21 protein-coding genes are annotated in these 22,586 nt (G+C 59.3%); 15 read left to right on the top strand and 6 right to left on the bottom strand.

Features of this window, described 5'->3' with window-relative positions; all coding sequences use genetic code 11:
* The first annotated feature begins 50 nt into the window (after positions 1–50).
* The 6 genes from AB4N43_RS18085 to AB4N43_RS18110 all read left to right on the top strand — a co-directional run bounded on the left by AB4N43_RS18085 (position 51) and on the right by AB4N43_RS18110 (position 7,059).
* On the top strand, positions 51–1,415 hold the full coding sequence (locus AB4N43_RS18085) for an aspartate aminotransferase family protein (RefSeq protein ID WP_027926486.1): 1,365 nt from the start codon (positions 51–53) through the stop codon (positions 1,413–1,415).
* A 183-nt stretch (positions 1,416–1,598) separates the two neighbouring features.
* On the top strand, positions 1,599–2,696 hold the full coding sequence (locus tag AB4N43_RS18090; protein ID WP_027926487.1) for a polyamine ABC transporter substrate-binding protein: 1,098 nt from the start codon (positions 1,599–1,601) through the stop codon (positions 2,694–2,696).
* Between the two features lie 245 nt (positions 2,697–2,941).
* A complete protein-coding gene (locus AB4N43_RS18095) occupies positions 2,942–4,039 on the top strand; it encodes a polyamine ABC transporter substrate-binding protein (protein ID WP_027926488.1) in 1,098 nt (365 codons plus the stop codon).
* A gap of 73 nt (positions 4,040–4,112) precedes the next feature.
* On the top strand, positions 4,113–5,255 hold the full coding sequence (locus tag AB4N43_RS18100) for an ABC transporter ATP-binding protein (RefSeq protein WP_027926489.1): 1,143 nt from the start codon (positions 4,113–4,115) through the stop codon (positions 5,253–5,255).
* A 35-nt stretch (positions 5,256–5,290) separates the two neighbouring features.
* Positions 5,291–6,172: an ABC transporter permease subunit gene (locus AB4N43_RS18105; RefSeq protein WP_172825964.1), complete on the top strand. Its 882-nt coding sequence runs from the start codon at positions 5,291–5,293 to the stop codon at positions 6,170–6,172.
* Positions 6,169–7,059, top strand: a complete 891-nt coding sequence (locus tag AB4N43_RS18110) for an ABC transporter permease subunit (RefSeq protein ID WP_027926491.1) — start codon at positions 6,169–6,171, stop codon at positions 7,057–7,059. The genes AB4N43_RS18105 and AB4N43_RS18110 overlap by 4 nt, the downstream gene beginning before the upstream one ends.
* A 142-nt stretch (positions 7,060–7,201) precedes the next feature.
* On the opposite strand, the gene AB4N43_RS18115 is transcribed toward AB4N43_RS18110, so the two are convergent.
* Positions 7,202–7,843: an HD domain-containing protein gene (locus AB4N43_RS18115; protein WP_027926492.1), complete on the bottom strand. Its 642-nt coding sequence runs from the start codon at positions 7,841–7,843 to the stop codon at positions 7,202–7,204.
* 338 nt (positions 7,844–8,181) lie between these two features.
* Here AB4N43_RS18115 and AB4N43_RS18120 point away from each other — a divergent pair, with 338 nt between their 5' ends.
* Complete coding sequence (locus AB4N43_RS18120) at positions 8,182–9,147, top strand: GlxA family transcriptional regulator (protein ID WP_027926493.1); 966 nt, start codon at positions 8,182–8,184, stop codon at positions 9,145–9,147.
* A gap of 96 nt (positions 9,148–9,243) precedes the next feature.
* Here AB4N43_RS18120 and AB4N43_RS18125 read toward each other — a convergent pair whose 3' ends face one another.
* Together AB4N43_RS18125 and AB4N43_RS18130 are read right to left on the bottom strand one after the other, a co-directional pair.
* Positions 9,244–11,655, bottom strand: coding sequence for a penicillin acylase family protein (locus tag AB4N43_RS18125; RefSeq protein WP_460151777.1), 2,412 nt, complete (start codon positions 11,653–11,655; stop codon positions 9,244–9,246).
* Positions 11,656–11,758: 103 nt separating this feature from the next.
* A complete protein-coding gene (locus AB4N43_RS18130; protein ID WP_027926495.1) occupies positions 11,759–12,337 on the bottom strand; it encodes a DUF6436 domain-containing protein in 579 nt (192 codons plus the stop codon).
* 96 nt (positions 12,338–12,433) lie between these two features.
* Here AB4N43_RS18130 and bipL point away from each other — a divergent pair, with 96 nt between their 5' ends.
* Positions 12,434–13,381 carry a phospholipase BipL gene (gene bipL / locus AB4N43_RS18135; RefSeq protein ID WP_194940461.1) on the top strand — a complete coding sequence of 316 codons (948 nt, stop codon included), beginning with the start codon at positions 12,434–12,436 and terminating at the stop codon, positions 13,379–13,381.
* Positions 13,382–13,485: 104 nt separating this feature from the next.
* Here the strand turns inward: bipL and AB4N43_RS18140 are convergent, their stop codons facing one another.
* Positions 13,486–14,238, bottom strand: a complete 753-nt coding sequence (locus AB4N43_RS18140) for a DUF2059 domain-containing protein (protein ID WP_027926497.1) — start codon at positions 14,236–14,238, stop codon at positions 13,486–13,488.
* A gap of 108 nt (positions 14,239–14,346) precedes the next feature.
* On the opposite strand from AB4N43_RS18140, the gene AB4N43_RS18145 reads away from it, so the two are divergent.
* The gene (locus AB4N43_RS18145; RefSeq protein WP_027926498.1) at positions 14,347–14,979 is read left to right on the top strand and encodes a 2OG-Fe(II) oxygenase; all 633 of its coding nucleotides are present in this window, start codon (positions 14,347–14,349) and stop codon (positions 14,977–14,979) included.
* 2 nt (positions 14,980–14,981) lie between these two features.
* Positions 14,982–15,467: a 2-thiouracil desulfurase family protein gene (locus tag AB4N43_RS18150; protein ID WP_027926499.1), complete on the top strand. Its 486-nt coding sequence runs from the start codon at positions 14,982–14,984 to the stop codon at positions 15,465–15,467.
* Positions 15,468–15,589: 122 nt separating this feature from the next.
* On the opposite strand, the gene AB4N43_RS18155 is transcribed toward AB4N43_RS18150, so the two are convergent.
* Entirely contained in the window at positions 15,590–16,174 is a 585-nt protein-coding gene (locus tag AB4N43_RS18155; protein WP_410921205.1) for a transporter substrate-binding domain-containing protein, read from the bottom strand.
* A gap of 135 nt (positions 16,175–16,309) precedes the next feature.
* Here AB4N43_RS18155 and AB4N43_RS18160 point away from each other — a divergent pair, with 135 nt between their 5' ends.
* The gene (locus AB4N43_RS18160) at positions 16,310–16,735 is read left to right on the top strand and encodes a DUF4399 domain-containing protein (RefSeq protein WP_027926501.1); all 426 of its coding nucleotides are present in this window, start codon (positions 16,310–16,312) and stop codon (positions 16,733–16,735) included.
* 62 nt (positions 16,736–16,797) lie between these two features.
* Here the strand turns inward: AB4N43_RS18160 and serA are convergent, their stop codons facing one another.
* The gene (gene serA, locus AB4N43_RS18165; protein ID WP_027926502.1) at positions 16,798–18,027 is read right to left on the bottom strand and encodes a phosphoglycerate dehydrogenase; all 1,230 of its coding nucleotides are present in this window, start codon (positions 18,025–18,027) and stop codon (positions 16,798–16,800) included.
* Between the two features lie 204 nt (positions 18,028–18,231).
* On the opposite strand from serA, the gene AB4N43_RS18170 reads away from it, so the two are divergent.
* The 4 genes from AB4N43_RS18170 (at position 18,232) to AB4N43_RS18185 (ending at position 22,483) form a co-directional block, all read left to right on the top strand.
* Positions 18,232–19,626: an FAD-binding oxidoreductase gene (locus AB4N43_RS18170; RefSeq protein ID WP_027926503.1), complete on the top strand. Its 1,395-nt coding sequence runs from the start codon at positions 18,232–18,234 to the stop codon at positions 19,624–19,626.
* 36 nt (positions 19,627–19,662) lie between these two features.
* Entirely contained in the window at positions 19,663–20,328 is a 666-nt protein-coding gene (locus tag AB4N43_RS18175; RefSeq protein WP_027926504.1) for a fumarylacetoacetate hydrolase family protein, read from the top strand.
* Positions 20,329–20,535: 207 nt separating this feature from the next.
* Positions 20,536–21,462: an SdiA-regulated domain-containing protein gene (locus AB4N43_RS18180; protein WP_059182001.1), complete on the top strand. Its 927-nt coding sequence runs from the start codon at positions 20,536–20,538 to the stop codon at positions 21,460–21,462.
* 103 nt (positions 21,463–21,565) lie between these two features.
* Positions 21,566–22,483 carry an SdiA-regulated domain-containing protein gene (locus tag AB4N43_RS18185; protein ID WP_410921206.1) on the top strand — a complete coding sequence of 306 codons (918 nt, stop codon included), beginning with the start codon at positions 21,566–21,568 and terminating at the stop codon, positions 22,481–22,483.
* Positions 22,484–22,586: the final 103 nt, after the last annotated feature.

Below are 22,586 nucleotides of genomic sequence, written 5' to 3' on the forward strand. Positions count from 1 at the left end.
GCGCCGTCGTTGTCGGGCGGCGCTTTCACCTGATTTTTTTGGAGATTGGTATGACCAGCAATAATCCGCAAACCCGTGAATGGCAAACCCTGAGCAACGATCACCACCTGGCCCCGTTCAGCGACTTCAAGCAGCTGAAAGAGAAAGGCCCGCGCATCATCACAAACGCCAAGGGCGTTTATCTGTGGGACAGCGAAGGCAACAAGATCCTCGACGGCATGGCCGGCCTGTGGTGCGTCGCGATCGGTTACGGGCGTGATGAACTGGCCGACGCGGCCAGCAAGCAAATGCGCGAACTGCCTTACTACAACCTGTTCTTCCAGACCGCTCACCCGCCGGTACTGGAACTGGCCAAGGCCATCGCCGACATCGCGCCGCAAGGCATGAACCACGTGTTCTTCACCGGTTCCGGCTCCGAAGGCAACGACACCATGCTGCGTATGGTTCGTCACTACTGGGCGATCAAGGGCCAGCCGAAAAAGAAAGTCATCATCAGCCGCAAGAACGGTTATCACGGTTCCACCGTGGCCGGCGCGAGCCTGGGTGGCATGACGTACATGCACGAACAAGGCGACTTGCCGATCCCGGGCATCGTCCACATCGCGCAGCCGTACTGGTTCGGCGAAGGCGGCGACATGACGCCTGAAGAGTTCGGCGTCTGGGCGGCGAATCAGCTGGAAGAGAAGATTCTGGAAATCGGCGTGGACAACGTCGGCGCCTTTATTGCCGAGCCGATCCAGGGTGCCGGCGGCGTGATCATTCCGCCTGAGACCTACTGGCCGCGCATCAAGGAAATCCTCGCCAAGTACGACATCCTGTTCGTGGCAGACGAAGTGATCTGTGGTTTCGGCCGCACCGGTGAGTGGTTCGGTACCGATTACTACGACCTCAAGCCCGATATGATGACCATCGCCAAGGGCCTGACCTCCGGCTACATCCCTATGGGTGGCCTGATCGTGCGTGACGAAGTGGTTGCCGTACTGAACGAAGGCGGCGACTTCAACCACGGTTTCACCTACTCCGGTCACCCGGTGGCGGCTGCGGTGGCGCTGGAAAACATCCGCATCCTGCGCGAAGAAAAAATTATCGAGCGCGTTCATGCAGAAACGGCACCCTATTTGCAAAAGCGTCTTCGGGAACTGAACGATCACCCGCTGGTGGGGGAAGTGCGTGGGGTCGGTCTGCTGGGGGCCATTGAACTGGTTCAGGACAAAGCCACGCGTAAACGTTACGAAGGCAAGGGCGTCGGCATGATCTGCCGCCAGTTCTGCTTCGACAACGGCCTGATCATGCGTGCCGTGGGCGACACCATGATCATTGCTCCGCCACTGGTGATTACACCGGCTGAAATCGACGAGTTGGTGACCAAGGCACGCAAGTGTCTGGACCTGACCCTGAGTGCGTTGCAGGGCTAAGTGCTAGGCTCTGAGCGGGGTGCGAAGCTGGCACTTCGCTCAGGGCAAATTAAGGATGGGTCTTTCCTTGAAAGCCTGCCTCGGAACTTGCCAGACTACCGGTTGTTCGGATGCCCAGTAAAAGGCCGCTGAGCACGTGGTTAAAAAGAAAAAATTGGAGCATTACTGATGAAGGCATTAGGTATGAAGATAGCTGGCAAGACCCTTCTCGCCATGTCCCTGTTGGGCGCGATGGCGGGTGCAGTTCAGGCGGACGACAAGGTGTTGCACGTCTATAACTGGTCCGATTACATCGCTCCGGACACGATCGCGAACTTTGAAAAAGAGTCCGGGATCAAGGTGGTGTACGACGTTTTCGACAGCAACGAAACCCTCGAAGCGAAGTTGCTGGCAGGCAAGTCCGGTTACGACATCGTCGTGCCGTCGAACAACTTCCTGGCCAAGCAAATCAAGGCCGGCGTTTACCAGAAGCTGGACAAGTCCAAGCTGCCTAACTGGAAAAACCTGAACCCTGAACTGCTCAAAGCAGTATCGGTGAGTGACCCGGGTAACGAGCACGCCTTCCCGTACATGTGGGGTTCGATCGGTATCGGCTTCAACGCCGAGAAGGTCAAGGCGGCACTGGGCGCCGACGCACCAACCAATTCCTGGGACCTGATCTTCAAGCCTGAAAATGCTGCCAAGTTGAAGTCGTGCGGTATCAGCCTGCTGGATTCGCCAACCGAGATGATTCCGGCGGCGTTGCACTACCTGGGCCTGCCGACCGACAGCCAGAAGAAGGAAGACATCGACAAGGCTGAAGCCCTGCTGTTGAAAGTTCGTCCTTCGATCGCCTACTTCCACTCGTCCAAGTACATCTCCGACCTGGCCAACGGCAACATCTGTGTAGCCGTGGGTTACTCGGGTGACGTGTACCAGGCCAAGTCCCGCGCGGCTGAAGCCGGTGACAAGGTGAAAGTCAGCTACAACATTCCGAAAGAAGGTGCCGGCAGCTTCTACGACATGGTCGCCATCCCTAAAGATGCCGAAAACGTCGAAGGCGCCTACAAGTTCATGACCTACCTGCAGAAGCCGGAAGTCATGGCTGCAATCACCAACGCCGTACGTTTCCCGAACGGTAACGCAGCTGCCACACCGTTGGTTGATAAAGACATCACCAGCGACCCGGGCATCTACCCGCCAGCGGACGTGATGGCCAAGCTGTACGCGATTGCCGACTTGCCGGCCGCGACCCAGCGTCTGCTGACTCGCAGCTGGACCAAGATCAAATCGGGTAAATAAGACGTAAAACCCTGTAGCAGCTGCCGCAGGCTGCGTCCGACTGCGGAGCAGTTGTGCTGTTGAAAACGCGGGAAGGTCCTTCGGACCTTAACGCCGCCTTCGGCAGCTGCTACAGGTATCTGCATAAAAGTTTTGCTGGAACGGTTTTTCGAGGGTAAGTTGCGCGCCGGTTTTGTTGCCGGGCAGCCATGGCTGTCATGTAACGCGGGGCAACTTGGGCCCAACTAATTTTAGAGGACCTCCACTTGCCTATTTTTTCTTTGTTTCGCAATGCCATGCTGGTCGCAGCCGGGTTGACGCTGGCCGTCAATGTCCAGGCCGCCGGCACTGTGCATGTTTATAACTGGTCGGACTACATCGGCTCTACCACCCTGGCAGACTTCCAGAAAGAGACCGGCATCAAGCCGGTTTACGACGTCTTCGATTCCAACGAAACCCTGGAAGGCAAGTTGCTGGCCGGGCGTACCGGTTACGACGTCGTCGTGCCGTCCAACCACTTCCTCGGCAAGCAGATCAAGGCAGGCGCTTTCCAGAAGCTCGACCGCTCCAAACTGACGAACTACGGCAACCTCGACCCGGTGCTGCTCAAGCGCCTGGAGCAGAACGATCCGGGTAACCAGTACGCTGTGCCGTATCTGTGGGGCACCAACGGCATCGGTTACAACGTCGACAAGATCAAGGCTGTGCTGGGCGTCGACAAGATTGATTCCTGGAGCGTGCTGTTCGAGCCGGAGAACATCAAGAAACTGCACAGCTGCGGTGTAGCGTTCCTCGACTCGGCTGACGAAATGATGCCCACGGTCCTCAACTACATGGGCCTGAACGCCAACAGCACCAACCCGGAAGATTACAAAAAGGCCGAAGCCAAGTTGCTGGCCGTGCGGCCTTACGTGACGTACTTCCACTCTTCCAAATACATCACCGACCTGGCCAATGGCGATATCTGCATCGCGATCGGTTTCTCCGGCGACATGTTCCAGGCTCGCAACCGTGCGAACGAAGCCAAGAAAGGCGTGAAGATCGCCTACACGATTCCGAAAGAGGGCGGCGCGCTGTGGTTCGACATGCTGGCGATTCCAAAGGACTCGGCCAACGTCAAGGAAGCCCACGCCTTCATCAACTATTTGCTGAAACCTGAGGTGATTGCCCAGGTCAGTGATTACGTCGGCTACGCCAACCCTAACCCCGGGTCGGACAAACTGATGGAACAGTCCATTCGCACCGACGAAGCGGTTTATCCACCGCAAGCAGTCCTCGACAAGACCTACGTGTCGGTCGAGTTACCACCGAACATTCAACGTTTGATGACCCGTAGCTGGACCAAGGTCAAGACGGGTAAATAGCTTCAAGGCTCAAACTATCCAAGGTTGGCTCACCTTGAGCGAACTGCACTCTTTTTTTCTGGGAGTTTCGTAAATGGCAGTTGCCTCCGGCGCCTATAAGAAAGCCCTCGAGGGCGACCAGTCACCTAAACAGGTGTTGGTCAAAATCGACCGGGTCACGAAGAAGTTCGACGAGACGATTGCCGTGGACGATGTGTCCCTGGAAATCAAGAAAGGCGAGATTTTCGCCCTGCTCGGCGGTTCGGGATCGGGCAAATCCACCTTGCTGCGCATGCTCGCAGGCTTCGAACGGCCCACGGAGGGGCGCATTTACCTCGACGGCGTCGACATCACCGAGATGCCGCCGTACGAGCGACCGATCAACATGATGTTCCAGTCGTACGCTTTGTTCCCGCACATGACCGTGGCGCAGAACATCGCCTTCGGACTCAAGCAGGACAAACTGCCGGCCGCTGAAGTCGATGCCCGCGTGGCCGACATGCTCAAGCTGGTGCAGATGAGCCAGTACGCCAAGCGCAAGCCGCATCAGTTGTCCGGTGGCCAGCGTCAGCGTGTGGCCCTGGCGCGTTCCCTGGCCAAGCGACCGAAGCTGTTGCTGCTCGACGAGCCGATGGGTGCACTGGATAAAAAGCTGCGTTCGCAAATGCAACTGGAGCTGGTCGAGATCATCGAGCGCGTCGGCGTAACCTGCGTCATGGTGACCCACGACCAGGAAGAAGCCATGACCATGGCTGAGCGCATCGCGATCATGCACCTGGGCTGGATCGCCCAGATCGGCAGCCCGATCGACATCTACGAAACCCCGACCAGTCGCCTGGTCTGCGAGTTCATCGGCAACGTCAACATCTTCGACGGTGAAGTGATCGACGACGCCGAAGGTCACGCCACCATCACCTGCAAGGACCTGGACCGCCAGATCTATGTGGGCCACGGCATCAGCACCTCGGTGCAGGACAAATCCGTGACCTACGCGATCCGCCCGGAAAAACTGCTGGTGACGCCGACCATGCCGACCTGTGAATACAACTGGTCCAGCGGCAAGGTGCACGACATCGCCTACCTCGGCGGCCACTCGGTGTTCTACGTCGAACTGCCGAGCGGCAAGATCGTCCAGTCGTTCGTCGCCAACGCCGAGCGCCGTGGCCAGCGCCCGACCTGGGGTGACCAGGTTTACGTGTACTGGGAAGACGACAGCGGCGTGGTGCTTCGTTCATGAACATGCGCAAATTCAAACGCCGCCTCAATCGAATAATTCCCGGTGGCCGTCAGCTGGTCATCGGGGTTCCGTTCATCTGGCTGTTCATGTTCTTCATGTTGCCGTTCTTCATCGTCTTGAAGATCAGCTTCGCCGAAGCCGACGTGGCCATTCCGCCGTACACCGAGATCTACAACTTCGTCGACCAGAAGCTGCAGGTGCTGCTCAACCTCGGCAACTACGCGATGCTCGGCGACGACGAGTTGTACATCGCCGCTTACCTCGGCTCGTTGAAGATGGCGTTGTTCAGCACCATCCTCTGCCTGCTGATCGGTTACCCGATGGCCTACGCCATCGCCAGCGCCCGTAAAGAGCTGCAAACGGTACTGGTGCTGCTGATCATGATGCCGACCTGGACCGCGATCCTGATTCGCGTGTATGCGTGGATGGGTATCCTCAGCAACAACGGCCTGCTCAACGGTTTCCTGATGAGCATGGGCTGGATCAACGAACCGCTGCAGATCCTCAACACCAACCTCGCGGTGTACATCGGTGTTGTTTATTCCTACCTGCCGTTCATGATCCTGCCGCTCTACGCCAACCTGGTGAAGCACGATCAGAGCCTGCTGGAAGCCGCCTCGGACCTCGGTTCGAGCACGTTCAACAGTTTCTGGAAGATCACGATTCCGCTGTCGAAAAACGGCATCATCGCCGGTTGCATGCTGGTATTTATCCCGGTGGTCGGTGAGTTTGTGATCCCGGAACTGCTCGGCGGTCCGGAAACCCTGATGATCGGTAAAGTGCTGTGGCAAGAGTTCTTCAACAACCGTGACTGGCCGGTGGCGTCTGCCCTGGCGGTGGTGATGCTGGCGATCCTGATTGTGCCGATCATCCTGTTCAACCGCAGTCAGGCCAAAGAAATGGAGGGCAAAGAATGAAGCGCTTCAGTTTCTCCAGCCTGATGCTGGTATTCGGTTTGCTGTTTATCTACGCCCCGATGCTGATCCTGGTGATCTACTCGTTCAACGCCTCGAAACTGGTGACGGTGTGGGGCGGCTGGTCGATCAAGTGGTACGTCGGCCTGCTCGACAACAGCCAACTGATGGGCTCGGTGGTGCGCTCGCTGGAAATCGCCTGCTACACGGCGATTGCAGCGGTTGCGCTCGGTACATTGGCGGCGTTCGTCCTGACCCGTATCACCCACTTCAAGGGGCGTACGCTGTTCGGCGGTCTGGTGACCGCACCGTTGGTGATGCCCGAAGTGATCACCGGTCTGTCGCTGTTGCTGCTGTTCGTGGCGATGGCGCAGATGATCGGTTGGCCACAGGAACGCGGGATCATCACCATCTGGATTGCGCACACGACGTTCTGTGCCGCGTATGTGGCGGTGGTGGTGTCGGCGCGCTTGCGTGAGCTGGACCTGTCCATCGAAGAAGCGGCCATGGACCTCGGTGCACGGCCGTGGAAGGTGTTCTTCCTGATCACCATCCCGATGATCGCGCCGTCGCTGGCGGCGGGCGGCATGATGTCGTTTGCCCTGTCGCTGGATGACCTGGTGCTGGCGAGTTTCGTGTCGGGCCCGGGTTCGACGACCTTGCCGATGGAAGTGTTCTCGGCGGTGCGCCTGGGCGTGAAGCCGGAGATCAACGCGGTGGCCAGCCTGATTCTGCTGGCGGTGTCGATCGTGACCTTCCTGGTCTGGTTTTTCAGCCGCCGCGCCGAAGAAAGCCGCAAGCGTGCGATTCAGCAAGCCATCGAAGAAGGCGCTGCCGACTCCTGGAAACAACCGGACGTACGCCGCGCCCCGGCGCCGGAAGCGGCTTAAGCGCAATGCCGGGTTGACCACAAATACGTGGCCAACCCAACTCCCCTGTGGGAGCGAGCTTGCTCGCGATGAGGCCATTACATTCAGCGAAGATGTTGAATGTTAGTCCGCCATCGCGAGCAAGCTCGCTCCCACAGTTGTTTCAGGCAACCCAAGGGGATTTGCGGATGATCTCGACAAAGTTCATCGGCTTGAACCCCACCTCGCTGTCCACCAGCACATCCGCATTCACCGTGCCGAACGTCGTGTCCGGCTTGTGCTTGAAGCCGTTGGCGAACGCACACAGGATGCACTCCTTGAACCCATCACCGCGTGGATGCGCATGCACCACCGCCTCGCGCTGCACGGTGGAAAACGCCGCGTAGTCGATTCCCAGCACATCCATTTCAACCCCGGCGGTCACCAGCGCCACGTTCGGCCGCAGGTGCTGCGGCACGCCCGGTGTGGTGTGCAGCGCAATCGACAGCCAGACTTGCTCGATATCGTCATCGCTCAGCCCATAAGGCTTGAGGAACGCCTTGGCGGCATTGGCACTGTCGACTTCAAAACGCTCGTCAGCGCTGCGATGACCTTCCACCAGACCGAGGTCATGGAACATTGCGCCGACGTACAACAGCTCCGGGTTGTAGGCCAGTTGCTTGCGTTCGCCGCTCAAGGCACCGAACAGGAACACCCGGCGGGAGTGGTGATACAGCAGGTCGGATTCGACGTCGCGGATGTATTCGGTGGTGGCCTTGGCCAGTGCGCTGTCGGGGATTTTGATACCGGCAATGATGCTGCTCATGGTGATTTCCTCGTGGGGAACGCCGTGGCGGCGCTGATGGGTAAAGTCTGTGCCGCCCCCTGAAACCGGACAATCGATCCATGGCTGCGATCCTTGCCAATGAACCTGCATATCGCGCCAACCTCGCTTGTTGCGCCTGGATTGGCTAAGTTGGACGGATCTGTAGCAGCTGCCGAGCCTGCGTTCGGCTGCGAAGCAGTCGTAAACCCGGAGTACGCGGTTTACCTGAAAAACCGCGGTGCCTGATTTCACGACTGCTGCGCAGCCGAACGCAGCCTCGCACGCTCGACAGCTGCTACCGGTCGCGTAATGGCTAACAATTGAGGGCGTTTGTTTCCATGAGTAAAACCGTCGCCATCGTGGTCTTCGCCGGCGTTCAGTCCCTGGACGTCACCGGTCCCATGGATGTGTTTTCTGAAGCCAATCGTTTCCTCGAACCAGCGGATCACTATCGATTGGAAGTGATCGGCGTCGAGCGCGGGGTGATGCCGTGTTCCAACGGTCTGTCGCTCAATGCGCACCGGCACTTCAGCGAAGCGCTTGAGGCGTATGACTTGCTGCTGGTGGCCGGTGGGCCGCAGTTGCCGTTCATGGATTTCGGCGCGGCGTTCGATACCTGGTTGCGATCTGCCTGCGCGCGGGCGCAACGCTTTGGCTCGATCTGCAACGGCGCCTTCATCCTCGCCCGGGCCGGATTGCTGGAGGGGCGAACCGTGACGACTCACTGGGGTGACGCTGCCGCGCTGGCTCAGTTATGTCCGTCGACTCAGGTCGAAGCGGATCGCTTGTACGTGCAGGACGGTGAGCTCTACACCTCGGCCGGGGTCACGGCGGGGATCGATTTGTCGTTGTATCTGCTGGCCATGGACCACGGACCGGAAGTCGCATTGAACGTGGCCAAGCGCCTGGTGGTGTTCACCCAACGCTCGGGCGGGCAATCGCAGTTCAGCCCGTTTCTCACGCCCCACGCTGAACCCACCTCTGCCGTGGCGCTGGTTCAGCTCTACGTGCTGGCCAACCTTACCGGCGACCTGACCATCGCGGACCTGGCGAACGCGGCCAACATGAGCACCCGCAATTTTTCCCGGGTGTTCGCCAAGGAAGCCAAAATCACCCCGGCGGAATTCGTCGAGCGGGCGAGGGTGGATGCGGCGCGGGTGCTGCTGGAGAGCACGCATTCGCCGCTCAAGACCGTGGCCTACCAATGTGGATTCCGCGATGCCCAGCACATGCGCAGCGTGTTCAACCGCCGATTGGGGGTAACGCCACAGCAGTTCAGGCTGAACTTTGCGGCGATGGTTTGAAGGCCCCATCGCGAGCAGGTTCACTCCTACAGTTGAAACGCATTCCAATGTAGGAGCGAGCTTGCTCGCGATAGCGTCAGTCCAGACACTGAAGATTTAAGGCGCAGCCCTGGCCGGCAAAAACTTCAACGTACTGCGCGTATTGGCCGTGACTTCTTCGTCGTTGAAATGCGCTTCGTAGTACACCCCTTCGACATACGCCTCGGCCTGGTCATCGTAATGACTGTCGAATGGCACGCCGCTCTGGCCGACCGGGTTGATGGTCAGGCTGTGAGCCGGGTCGGCGAAGTCGACCAGGCGCCGCGTCGACGGGCCATAAGTCACCGGCCAGGGTGCCGGGCCGATTTTGGCCGAGAGGTTGTTCGGCACTTCGTGGGTACCGGGTGCGTCGAACGGCCCGACGTTGAAGACCCGATCCAGCGGCTTCTGCACGCCCAGTGGATGACCATGGGTCAGGGTATGCGCCTTGCCCCACTGCCACTGTGCCGAATCCGCGCCGAGGGTGGTCTTGAGGTGGGCGATGCTCGCTTGCCAGGCCACCTTGACGGTGTCGGCGCGGGTTTCCTTGCCGAGGGTGTTGCGGTTGTCCCACCACGGTGAATCAGGCGTGGCAGCCAGGCGCGGCAGTGCGGCATCGATCACGCGGGTCGAGAGCAAGGTCTCGAAAAAATCATTGCCCAGTTCATCGTGCATCGTCTCGTCAGCGAGGTTGAACAGGAACTGGTTGAACAGCGTGGCGCTGGTCGAATCAAGCGGATAGTCGCCTTTCCACTGCGCCAGTTGTTCCACCAGTTTCAGTCCGGCGGGATCAGTCACCACCTCACGCAGCACCGGCAACAACGGCGCCAACAGCCTTGGACCGTAGGCGGTGGTGGTGCCCAGTTGCAGCTTCTGACTGGCGTCGATGTCCCACTTCACGTTTTTGTCGCTGAGCTGGCGATTGAGCTGCTGGCCGCGATCGGCCAGGTTGTAATAACCGGGAATCTCCATGCCGGTCGGCGACAGCGGCTGGAAGTTGGCCGAGACGATATAGCCGCGCGCCGGGTTCTCCTCTTGCGGGTTGGCGCTGAACGGGTAGAAACCGTCCTTGTCCGGCTGATTGGTGCTGCCGTCGAGGATGAAACCGGGTTTCACCCCGGCCGCGCGCTTGGGCAGCAGGGCCGAAGCCCACCAGCCGATGTCGCCCTTGGCGTTGGCGTAGACGATGTTCAAACCCGGTGCCTGAACCTTGGCCGCAGCGGCGCGCGCCTTGGCCAGGGTGTCGGCGCGGTTGAGCTGATAGAAGCCTTCGAGAATCGGGTTCGGTGTTTCAAGGAACGCCCACCACATCGCCACCGGCGTCTTGCCGGCCGCCGTGCCAAGCGCATCGTTGATGATCGGGCCGTGGGGTGATTGACGCAGCGTCAGCTTGACCGCCTCCTGCCCCTTCACGGCGATCTGTTGCTCGGTGGTGACCATGTCCACCCACTTGCCGCGGTACCAGACCTGGTTCGGATTGTCCGGGTTGGTCTTCTCGGCGATCAGGTCCAGATCGTCGTTCTGGAACATCGTCAGACTCCAGCCGAAGTCCAGGTTGTGGCCCAGAAACGCAAACGGCACCAACGCCTGATGGTGACCGTACAACTCAAAGCCTGGCGCCGAGAGTTGTGCCTCGTACCAGACTGCCGGCACGGAAAAGCGAATATGCGGGTCGCCGGCCAGCAGCGGCTTGCCGCTTTTGGTGCGGTTGCCGGAAATCACCCAGGCATTACTGCCCTCGAATTGCGGCAGGCCATTGTCGGCCAGTGCCTGTTCACTCAGGCGGGCGAGGGCGTTCAAGTCTTTCCAGTCGCTGCTGGACAGGCTTGGCGCAGGCGTGGAATGCCCTTTGGCCAGGACGCCTTTGGGCTGCCAGTCGAGGTCGAAGATGTTCAGGTAGTCGGCACCCAATTGATCGCGCACGAACGTCAGCAACGGTTCGGTGCGAAACGCCGCGGCAAAGCTGTACGCCATGTAACCGGCGACGCTGATGCTGTCTTGCGCCGTGAACGGGCGTTTGTGGATGCCCAGCACGTCGAACTCGACAGGCGCTGCATGCGTGTCCTGATATTGATTGATACCGTCCAGATAAGCTTCCAGGGCCTTCCACGCCGGGGACTGCCGATCCAGCGCGGCGACGTAGCTGTCAGCCCGCTCGCGGATGCGCAGGCTGCGGAACAGCTTGTCAGTGTCGATCAGTTTCGGGCCGAAGATTTCGGCCAGTTCACCACGGGCCAGGCGGCGCATGGCTTCCATCTGGAACAAACGGTCCTGGGCCTGCACATAACCGAGGGTACGGTAGAGGTCGGTCTCGTTTTCCGCGCGGATATGCGGAACGCCGCGCTCGTCGTAGCGCACGCTCACCGAACCTTGCAGGTGTTGCAATTCCACTTGACCCTGGCGCGTCGGCTGCTTGCTGTACACATACCCGCCGACCCCGATGGCGAGCGCGACAATCAGCAAGGCAAGTACGGTCAGGACGCGTTTCATGGTGACTCCTTGTTCTTTTTGGATTGCCGCCCGTGTGGGCTGCCAACATGTAGCACAGACCTCCTGTGCCGGGCATCGCGGTCCTGCAAAAGTCAGTAATGCCTTATTTCACTTCAACGGGCCATGGGCAGTAACAACCGATGGCCAGCGTATGCGTTGCATTCACTGCGCGACCTTCGCTCAGCGCTTGCAGGATGGGTTCGATAAAGCTGTTGTTCGAATTGCAGGTCAGGCCTTCGCTGTACGGGCCGAAGTAAGCCAGTTTGCCGGCGCGGTCCCAGATCGCTACGGCCGGGCTGGCAGGTATCTGTTCAGAGCCGGGCAGGACGGTAATGGTTTTCAGGCTGCTCAATGTGGTGGGGAGCTGGCCGTGACTGCCGGGTTTTTGCACGGCATAAAACTCGACGCCCTGTGGCACATAGCGCTCAACCAGTTCGCTCAGGTGTTGCTGATTGCCGACGTTGCACGGGCAGGCCGGGTCCCAGAAGTGCACCAGGCGAATGGCGCCCGGGCCGGCGAGGTCATCGGGCAGGCGCAGCGGGTCGCCGGAAAATACCGCGGTGTGTTCGCTGAACGCCCGTAAGTAACGTCCTTGAAACCAGTCATACGCGGCCCACAGGACACCGGCACACACGAGGGCGAGCAGGCTGGCAAGCAGTGTGGTGCGGTAGGCCGGGCGCATGGGTTTCATCCTCGAAGGCCGGCTAGCTTGCCATGCTTGCTGCGACAGATGAATATCGCAGGCCTATAAAGTCTGTTTAACGCTCTGGAATCTTTCATGTCAGCCACGTTTGCCCCCGATCATTTGCGCGCCAGCCTGCGGCCATTGGCTGAAGGGCAGGCGCTGTCGACCGAGGCCATGGCGTATCAGCACTTTTACGGGCTGGATTTTCCAGGACGTACACTGCGAAGCGGGCTAGGGTGTTTCGAGGTCGATGGCTATCAGTTGGTCAGTCAGTTCTGGTGGCCTGAGCGGGCGAAGGCGACGCTGTTCCTGTTCCACGGTTTCTACGATCACACCGGGCTCTACCGTCATGTGATCGAGTGGGCGCTGGATCAGGGTTTTGCCGTGATTGCCTGCGACTTGCCGGGGCACGGTCTGTCCAGCGGCGAGCGGGCGAGCATCAAGGAATTCGCCGAGTATCAGGACACGCTGCAAGGATTGTTCGCCGAGGCGTTGTCCATTGACCTGCCGCAGCCCTGGCACCTGTGCGGGCAGAGCACGGGCGGGGCGATTGTGATCGATCATGTGCTCAACCACGGCACGAACAGCCCGGCTCAAGGTCAGGTAATCCTGTTGTCACCCCTGGTCCGGCCGCGTGCCTGGGGGTGGTCAAAGCTCAGCTATTACCTGCTCAAACCGTTCGTCAAAGCCATCGCCCGACGTTTCAGCGAGAACTCCAACGACCCTGATTTCCTGCCATTCCTGCAGGCCGATCCGTTGCAGCCGTTGCGTCTGCCCACGGCGTGGGTCGGGGCATTGGCGCGCTGGATCAAGCGGATCGAAGCCGCACCGAACAGCCCGCGCCGGCCGCTGATTGTGCAGGGGCAGGCGGACATGACGGTGGATTGGGAACATAACCTTGGGGTACTGAAGGCCAAGTTCGATCGGCCTCAGGTGTTGATGTTGCCGGAGGCGCGGCATCATCTGGCGAATGAAACGTTGGTGATGCGGGAGGAGTATTTCGGGTTTTTGAGCAAGCGGATCAAGGGCCGGAATCTATAGCGCCGGTGATGGCCTCATCGCGAGCAGGTTCACTCCTACAGTTGATCGCGTTCCCCCTGTAGGCGTGAGCCTGCTCGCGATAGCGATTTCCCAGACACCGAAGTTTACTGGGAAAGGTTCGAAGTGCTTTGCCCCACCGCCAACCCCGCCCGAATCGCCGCCAGCGCCGCCTGGTAATACGCCTGGCCTTCAGTGGACTCGGCAAACGTAGCGAACTCTTCCAGTTCGTTATCCGACAGGTCGCGATAGACATACAGCAGCGTGTTGTTCAGGTCGCTGCCGATCTGGTCCATCAAACGCAGGCGCTGACCGTTCAAGATCCCTTGCGACTGTCCACTGCCGAGCAACCCGGGGATCATCGAACTCAGGCTGTCAGCCGCGACACCGGCAATCGCCAGGCTGACCTCAGCACCCGCCTCGCGAGCGGGCAGGGCCTGGGCCAGGTGGCCGATGATCAGTTGACGGCTGTCGCTGGCCTGCATCTTCGGCAGGCCCTTGGCGTTTTTCGCCAGTTGGTCGCGACGGGTGGCCAGCAACTCGGCAGCCACGACTTTTTTGCCCAAGGGCGATTGGAAGAAGGTCAGTGCCGGTTTTGGGTCGGCCAGGCTTTTACGTAATTGTGCTTCGGCGCGTTGATCGACCGACTGCGGAGCGAATCGCTGATTGCTGTTGTTGACCAGTGCCTGAAACACCGCCGGTGGCAGGCTGCTTTCGTAGCGTTGTTGCGCGGCTGTCAGGGCATCGTTGAAATGCGCACGTTGGTCTGGCCAGCCGGCGACTTTATACAACTGGTCGTGGCCGTCTGCCCAAGCGGGCAAAACACAGAGCATCAACAGTGAAAAAAGCAACCGGCGCATAGGGACTCCTGTCAGCAGGCGACTATTCTCCGTGTGGCATCCGTACTTGTCGAGAATTCGTATCAACCCGCTGCGTGGCTCTGTCGGATTTTCAGGCACAGGAATACTATGCGCGGCATGCAAATACCCTCTGATCACCCGCTGCTGTTACGTATCGTTGACGACCTGGCTGCAAACGGCTGGTCGCAACAGAACATTTTCCTGCCTGAGGATCTGACCCGGGCGCTGGCGGCTGAGTGCCGTAAACGTGCAGCCGAGGGTGAACTGGCCCCCGCAGCGGTAGGCCGAGGGCCGTCATCGGAGGTTCGCGAAGGGATTCGTGGCGACCATATCCAGTGGATCGATCCCGGCCAGGCGGAGGCGTGCGACAGCTATCTGGCCTTGATGGACAGCCTGCGCGAAGCGATGAATCGCGGTTTGTTTCTGGGCCTGGAGGATTTCGAAAGCCATTTCGCGCTGTACCCGCCGGGCGCGTTTTACCTCCGGCACGTCGACCGTTTCCGCGATGACGACCGGCGCATGGTCTCGGCCGTGGTGTACCTCAATGACGGTTGGCTGCCCGAGCACGGAGGACAGTTGCGCATGTATCTGGAGGAAGACCGGGCCTACGATGTGGAACCTGTCGGCGGATGCCTGGTGGTGTTTCTGTCCGGCGAAGTCCCCCACGAAGTCCTGCCCGCGACCCGGGATCGCCTGTCGTTGACCGGCTGGTTCCGACGCCGGGGTAACGAGCCGTTCTGATCATGCCAAAGATTCTGGTAAGCCGCTGCCTGCTGGGCCACCGCGTACGTTACGACGGCGGGGCGAGCGGGCCATTCGATCAGCTCCAGCAGTGGCTGGATGAAGGCCGGGTCATCCCGTTGTGCCCCGAAGTGGCTGGCGGTTTGCCGACACCGAGGGCGGCGGCGGAAATTCCTGGCGGGCAGGGCGCTGAAGTGCTGGATGGCCACGCCAGCGTGATCACCACCGACGGCGAGGATGTCAGTGCGCAGTTTCTGTCGGGGGCTTATCAGGCGCTGGAACTGGTGCAAAAGCACGGTATCCGCATTGCCGTGCTCAAGGCCAATAGCCCGTCATGCGGGAATTTGCTGACGTATGACGGAAGCTTCAGCGGCGTGAAGGTGGCGGGTGAGGGTGTGACCGCGGCGTTGCTCAAGCGCAATGGTGTGCAGGTTTTCAGTGAGTTGGAGTTGCCGCAAGCGGCTGCCGCCCTGAGCGCTCTCGACTGACACCACCCCCCTGTAGGAGTGAGCCTGCTCGCGATGGCGGACTAACATTCAACAACTCTGCTGACTGATCCAACGCTATCGCGAGCTGGCTCACTCCTACAGGGGTAGTCATTTGCCCTGAGTCAGGGTTTCGGCGCCACGCTCGCATCCGCCCCAAACCACTTCTTCTCCAGCGCCGCCATCCGGCCATCATCCTTGATCCGCTGCAGCGCACTCTCCAGGCTGGCATGAAACGCCGGGTTGCCCTTCTGAAACGGAATCGCCAAACCCACCGGAGGATTGGCCTTGGGTTTCTCTTCGGCAAACGACTGCGCCAGCAGCATCGAGCGCGGCTCTTCTTTCTTCGCGATCAATTGCGCATCGGTTTGAAGGTAAGGTTCGCTGAAATCGAAACGATCCTTCAGATCCGGGGTCATTGCTATGTGGTTGATGGCGACGTCGTACTTGCCGCTTTCTACGCCGGTCAACAGATCGCCCGAATCGGTGACGACGAAGTCGGAGCGGACATCGAGTTCGTCGGCCAGCAGTTGGCCCAGCTCGACTTCGAACCCGCTGAGCTTGCCTTCATCCTTGAAATTGAAAGGCGGTGTATTAGCCTCAAGAGCAATACGCAGTTCGCCACGGTCGTTGATGTCGTCAATCAGTTCGGCATGAGCCAAAGGGCTCAAAAGGGGTAGCAGGCAAATCAGGCCAGGCAAAAAGCGCATGGTCACTCCTTTGAATTCATTATCGCGATGCTCTGGGTCGGGCTCGCTTTGCTATGGTTGTCGAGTGCCTTCGACAACGATTGACCATGAAGTTGTCATGGTCACGCGGATTTTACGAAAAAACTGGAGAAGAGAATGAAAACGTTTATGTCTCGTGCTGCCTTGGCTGGCCTGCTGATGGGTGTCTCACTGCTGGCCAGTGCGGCCACGCCGGCGCCGGCGGGTGCTTCCGTGAGTATCGTTGAGCCTGGCAGTGGTGCCGTCGTGGGTACGAAATTCAAGGTCAAGTTTGAAGTAAAAGGTATTGCGCTGGCGCCGGCAGGCGACGCTACCGCGAACACTGGCCATCATCACCTGTTGGTCGACGCCAAGAGTACGATCCCTGCTGGCTCTTTGATTCCGGCAGATGCCAACCACATCCATTTCGGCAAGGCTCAGACCGAAACCGAGCTGGAGTTGACCCCGGGCAAGCACACTTTGCAGCTGGAGCTGGGTGACAAGAACCACATGGCTTTCGATCCTCCAATCGTTTCGGAAAAGATTACCGTGACAGTGAAATAACGTTTCCGCAGGCATGAAAAAGGAGACCCGAAGGTCTCCTTTTTTTGTCGCTCAAGTCGCTATCAGAACAACACGCGGCAACGAATGGTGCCGTTGATGTGCTGCAGTTTCTCTTGGGCGATTTCCGAGTAGTCGGCGTCGACGTCGATCACGACGTAGCCGACTTTCTCGTTGGTCTGCAGGAACTGACCGGAGATGTTGATGCCGTTTTCGGCGAACACCTTGTTGATCTCGCTCATCACACCCGGAATGTTCTCGTGGATGTGCAGCAGACGGTGCTTGCCAGGGTGAGCCGGCAGGGCCACTTCCGGGAAGTTCACCGACGATACGGACGTACCGTTGTCGCTGTACTTGACCAGTTTTTCTGCCACTTCCAGACCGATGTTGGCTTGCGCTTCAGCGGTGGAACCACCGATGTGCGGGGTCAGGATCACGTTGTCCAGGCCACGCAGCGGGCTTTCGAACTCTTCGTCGTTGGAGCGTGGCTCCACCGGGAACACGTCGATGGCCGCGCCGATCAGGTGCTTGTCCTTGATCGCGTCCGCCAGGGCGTCCAGTTCGACCACGGTGCCGCGAGCGGCGTTGATCAGGATGCCGCCCTTCTTGATGGCGCGGATTTCCTTCTCGCCGATCATCCACTGGGTGGCTGCGGTTTCCGGAACGTGCAGGGTGACGATGTCGGACATGCCCAGCAGCTCGTGCAGGTTGCCGACCTGGGTGGCGTTACCCAGTGGCAGCTTGGTCACGGTGTCGTAGAAGTACACCTGCATGCCCAGGCCTTCAGCCAGGACCGACAGTTGCGTACCGATCGAGCCGTAACCGACGATGCCCAGCTTCTTGCCGCGGATCTCGAAGGAGTTGGCCGCGCTTTTGATCCAGCCGCCACGGTGGCAGGAAGCGTTCTTCTCAGGGATGCCGCGCAGCAGCAGGATCGCTTCCGCCAACACCAGCTCGGCGACGGAACGGGTGTTGGAGTACGGTGCGTTGAACACCGCAATCCCGCGTTCGCGCGCTGCGTTCAGGTCGACCTGGTTGGTGCCGATGCAGAAACAGCCGACCGCGACCAGCTTCTTCGCGTGATCGAAGATCTCTTCGGTCAGTTGAGTGCGGGAGCGAATGCCGATGAAGTGCGCATCAGCGATCTTTTCCTTCAGCTGGGCTTCCGGCAGAGAACCGGTGAGGTACTCGATGCTGGTGTAGCCCGCCGACTTGAGAACGTCGACAGCCGATTGGTGGACGCCTTCGAGAAGAAGGAACTTGATCTTGCTCTTATCGAGAGAAGTCTTGCTCATCTGCGTAAACCTGTATCCCGGAGAAAAATGGCAGGAAATAGCCAGCAGACGCTGACCCGGACGGCAGGAAAGCCGTCGCCGCAGATTGGCCGTTGGGCACTATGCTGCGGGGTCGGTATGCTAGCATACGCACCCCGCTAAACACTCATTCCTGCGACGTGAAGCGTTCTCAGGATGACCATGAATTGTTCGAGAGTTCTGTCGATGACCAATCCTGCGCTGATTGATGAGCTGAAGACCCTGGTTGAGCCTGGCAAGGTGCTGACCGATGCCGACTCCCTGAATGCTTACGGTAAGGATTGGACCAAGCATTTTGCTCCGGCCCCGACCGCCATCGTGTTTCCCAAGACCACCGAACAGGTGCAGGCCATTGTCCGTTGGGCCAATGAACGCAAGGTGGCGCTGGTGCCGTCCGGTGGACGTACCGGGCTTTCCGCCGCAGCGGTGGCAGCCAATGGCGAAGTGGTTGTGTCGTTCGACTACATGAACCAGATTCTCGATGTGAACCTCACCGACCGCACTGCCGTTTGTCAACCAGGCGTCGTGACCGAGCATTTGCAGAATGTCGCGGAAGAAAAAGGCCTGTACTACCCGGTGGATTTTGCTTCGGCAGGTTCCAGCCAGATTGGCGGCAATATCGGCACCAATGCCGGCGGGATCAAGGTCATTCGCTACGGCATGACCCGTAACTGGGTTGCCGGCATGAAAGTCGTGACCGGCAAGGGTGACCTGCTGGAACTGAACCGCGACCTGATCAAGAACGCCACCGGTTACGACCTGCGTCAGCTGTTCATCGGCGCCGAAGGCACCCTCGGGTTTGTGGTCGAAGCGACCATGCGTCTGGATCGTGCCCCGAAAAACCTCACCGCGATGGTCCTCGGCACCACCGATTTCGACTCGATCATGCCGGTATTGCACGCGTTTCAGAGCAAACTCGACCTGACCGCCTTCGAATTCTTCTCCGACAAAGCCCTGGCCAAAGTCATGGCCCGTGGCGATGTTCCGGCACCTTTCGAAACCGATTGCCCGTTCTACGCATTGCTGGAATTCGAAGCGACCACCGAAGAAGTGGCCAACCACGCGCTGGAAACCTTCGAACACTGCGTCGAGCAAGGGTGGGTGCTGGACGGCGTGATGAGCCAGAGCGAAACCCAGCTGCAGAACCTCTGGAAGCTGCGCGAATACATCTCCGAAACCATTTCCCACTGGACGCCGTACAAGAACGACATTTCGGTCACCGTGTCGAAAGTGCCGGCGTTCCTCAAGGAAATCGACGCGATCGTCGGCGAACACTACCCGGATTTCGAAATCGTCTGGTTCGGCCACATCGGCGACGGCAACCTGCACTTGAACATCCTCAAGCCGGAGAACCTGAGCAAGGACGAGTTCTTCGCCAAGTGCGCGACCGTCAACAAGTGGGTGTTCGAAACCGTCGAGAAGTACAACGGTTCGATTTCCGCCGAGCACGGCGTGGGCATGACCAAACGTGATTACTTGACCTACAGCCGTTCGCCGGTCGAGATCGAGTACATGAAAGCGGTTAAAGCGGTGTTCGATCCGAACGGCATCATGAACCCGGGCAAGATCTTTGCTGTTTGATTTTCGAATGTTCAGAGCACGAATCAGGAGTCGGTAATGAGCTATCAGCACCAGTATGTCGACGGTACGCGTATTCATTTCCCGCTGGGGAAAGTGGTGTGCATCGGCCGTAACTACGCCGAACACGCCAAGGAACTGGACAACCCGGTGCCTACCGAGCCGCTGCTGTTCATCAAGCCGGGCAGTTGCGTCGTGCCGCTGGAAGGTGGTTTTGCCATTCCGACCGAGCGCGGTTCGGTGCACTACGAAGCGGAAATCGCTGTGTTGATCGGCAAGCCGTTGTCGACCAAGCCGAGCCGCGAAGAAGTGCTGGACGCCATCTCCGGTTTCGCTCCGGCACTGGACCTGACGCTGCGCGACAAGCAGGCGGAGCTGAAATCCAAGGGCCTGCCGTGGGAAATCGCCAAGTCGTTCGACGGCGCGGCGGTGATCGCGCCGTTCGTGTCTGGTAGCACCTTTGCCGACCTGACCGATATTGGCATTCGCCTGACCATCAACGGCGAAGTGCGCCAGGATGGCAACAGCAGCGCGATGCTCAACCCGATCGTGCCGATGATCCAGCACATGGCCGGCTGCTTCTCGCTGCAGGCCGGTGACGTGATCCTGACCGGCACGCCGGTGGGCGTTGGTCCGTTGAATGTCGGCGATGAGATTGTTCTGGAGTTGCCTGGTGCGAGTAGCTTCACCAGCAACGTGCGCTAACCCCAATACTGCAAAAACCCAGTGGGAGCGAGCAAGCTCGCTCCCACATTGGTATTTAGTGGTTTCAAGTCCTGCGACAGGTAGGGCAATCCCGCCATTTCCCGTTTTTTTCACATTTCGTCTGGATAATTCCGGGGGCTTGCGGCGTCTGAGCCGGCCCCAATTGTGCTATTACCCCTAGCCTGAATTTCTGGAACGCATCCCTCAATGGCCACCCCCCCGCTGTCGACTCTCAAAACAACCCGCCGCTCGCGCTTCGCGCTGCCTTGGTATGCCTGGCTGTTGCTGGTGGCGGTCATTGCGTACGGCGTTGCCTTTGCAATGCATTGGGATAATCGCGGCGTGCTCTGGGTGAAAGAGCAATTCAAGAGCCCGGCCGAGCGTCAGGCCAGTATCTGGCTTCCGGACTACCGGGCAGTGATCGATGCCAAGGTATTGCCGGGCATGGAAAAGGACGAAGCTTCGGACCTCGCTTACGATCCTCAGACCAAAACGCTGTTTTCGGTCATGGGCAAGAACCCGTTTCTGGTCGAGCTGAATCTTCAAGGCGATGTCCTGCGCAAAATGCCGCTGGTGGGCTGGAGCAACCCGGAAGGTGTCACGGTGCTGGGCAACGGCCTGCTGGCGATTGTCGATGAGCGCGAGCACTTGATCACCGTCGTCAAGGTCGATGCCAACACCCGTGAATTGAACATCGCCGACTTTACGAAGTACGACCTCGGGCCTTCGAAAGACCAGAACAAGGCCTTTGAAGGGGTTACCTGGGATTCGCAAAACCAGCAGCTGCTGCTGGGCGAAGAGCGTCCGCCGGCCTTGTTTGCCTGGAAAGGTGACGGCCGGGTCCTGACCGGTGACAAGCTGAAGCTGGCCAGTCATGCGCTGGACATGCGCAACCTGTCGGCGCTGGCCATTGATCCGCGCACGGGCCACATGCTGGTGCTGTCTGCCGACTCGCACTTGTTGATGGAGCTGGACAAAAAGGGTGAGCAAGTCAGTTTCATCACCCTGTTGCGCGGCTTCAACGGCCTGAAGAACACCATTCCCCGGGCCGAAGGCGTGACCATGGACGAAGCGGGCAACTTGTACATGGTCAGTGAACCCAACCTGTTCTACCGCTTCGAACAGCAGAAATAGTCGCCACACACCCGCGGTTGTGGTCGCAAGCCACTGACCATTAAGCTTGAATTCATACGGGCGTGATATTTCATCCGCCCGTTTTGTTTTCGAGCTCGCCTGAATGCGCCGACTTGCCCGTCCCAAACCCCTCGTTTTGATCCTGTCAGTGATTGCGCTGATCGCGCTGGTTGCGGTCGGCCAATACATGCGCCTGTTCGAGCGTGCCTGGTTCAACCTGCATACGCTTTGGCAGCCGCAGAGCAGCGTATCCATTGGCCTGGATCAATATCGGGTCGACATCGAGGCACGGGTGATCGACGGGCTGGACGATAACGTTTCGGCGCTGACGTTCGATCCGGTGCGCAAAAGCCTGTTCACGGTCACCAATAAAGATTCCGAGCTGATCGAGTTGTCGCTTGAGGGCAAGATCCTGCGGCGCGTGGCCTTGATTGGTTTCGGTGATCCGGAGGCGGTGGAGTTCATCAGCGCTGACACTTACGTGATCACCGATGAGAGCCAGCAACGGCTGATCAAGATTCGCCTGGATCCGGATACGACGTTCCTTGACGGGGCGGATGCCGAGCAGATGGTTCTCGGCGTGCACATGGGCAGTAACAAAGGGTTTGAAGGGCTGGCTTACGATTCGGTGGGCAAACGGTTGTTCGTCGCCAAGGAGCGCGACCCAATGCTGATCTACGAAGTGCAGGGCTTCCCCCATTACAACCCGGAGAAATCCTACGCCGTGCACGTGGTGAACAACCCCAAGCGCGATGCCGGGATGTTTGTGCGAGACCTGTCGAGCCTGCAATACGACGAACGCAGCGGCCATTTGCTGGCGCTGTCCGACGAGTCGCGGCTGATTATTGAACTGGATGTGGACGGTCGACCGCTGAGTACAATGTCACTGAACAAGGGGCGCCAGGGCCTGCAAAAGACCGTGCCGCAAGCGGAAGGCATCGCCATGGACGACGACGGCACGATGTACCTCGTCAGTGAGCCGAACCTGTTCTACGCCTTCAAAAAACCCGCGCAACCCTAAAACCCCTCCCTAAAAAAGCACTGTGGGAGCCGGGCTTGCCCGCGATGAGGTCGTGTCAGTCGATAAATCTGTGACTGATATTCCGCCATCGCGGGCAAGCCCG

The organism is Pseudomonas sp. S2_B07 (assembly GCF_054668435.1).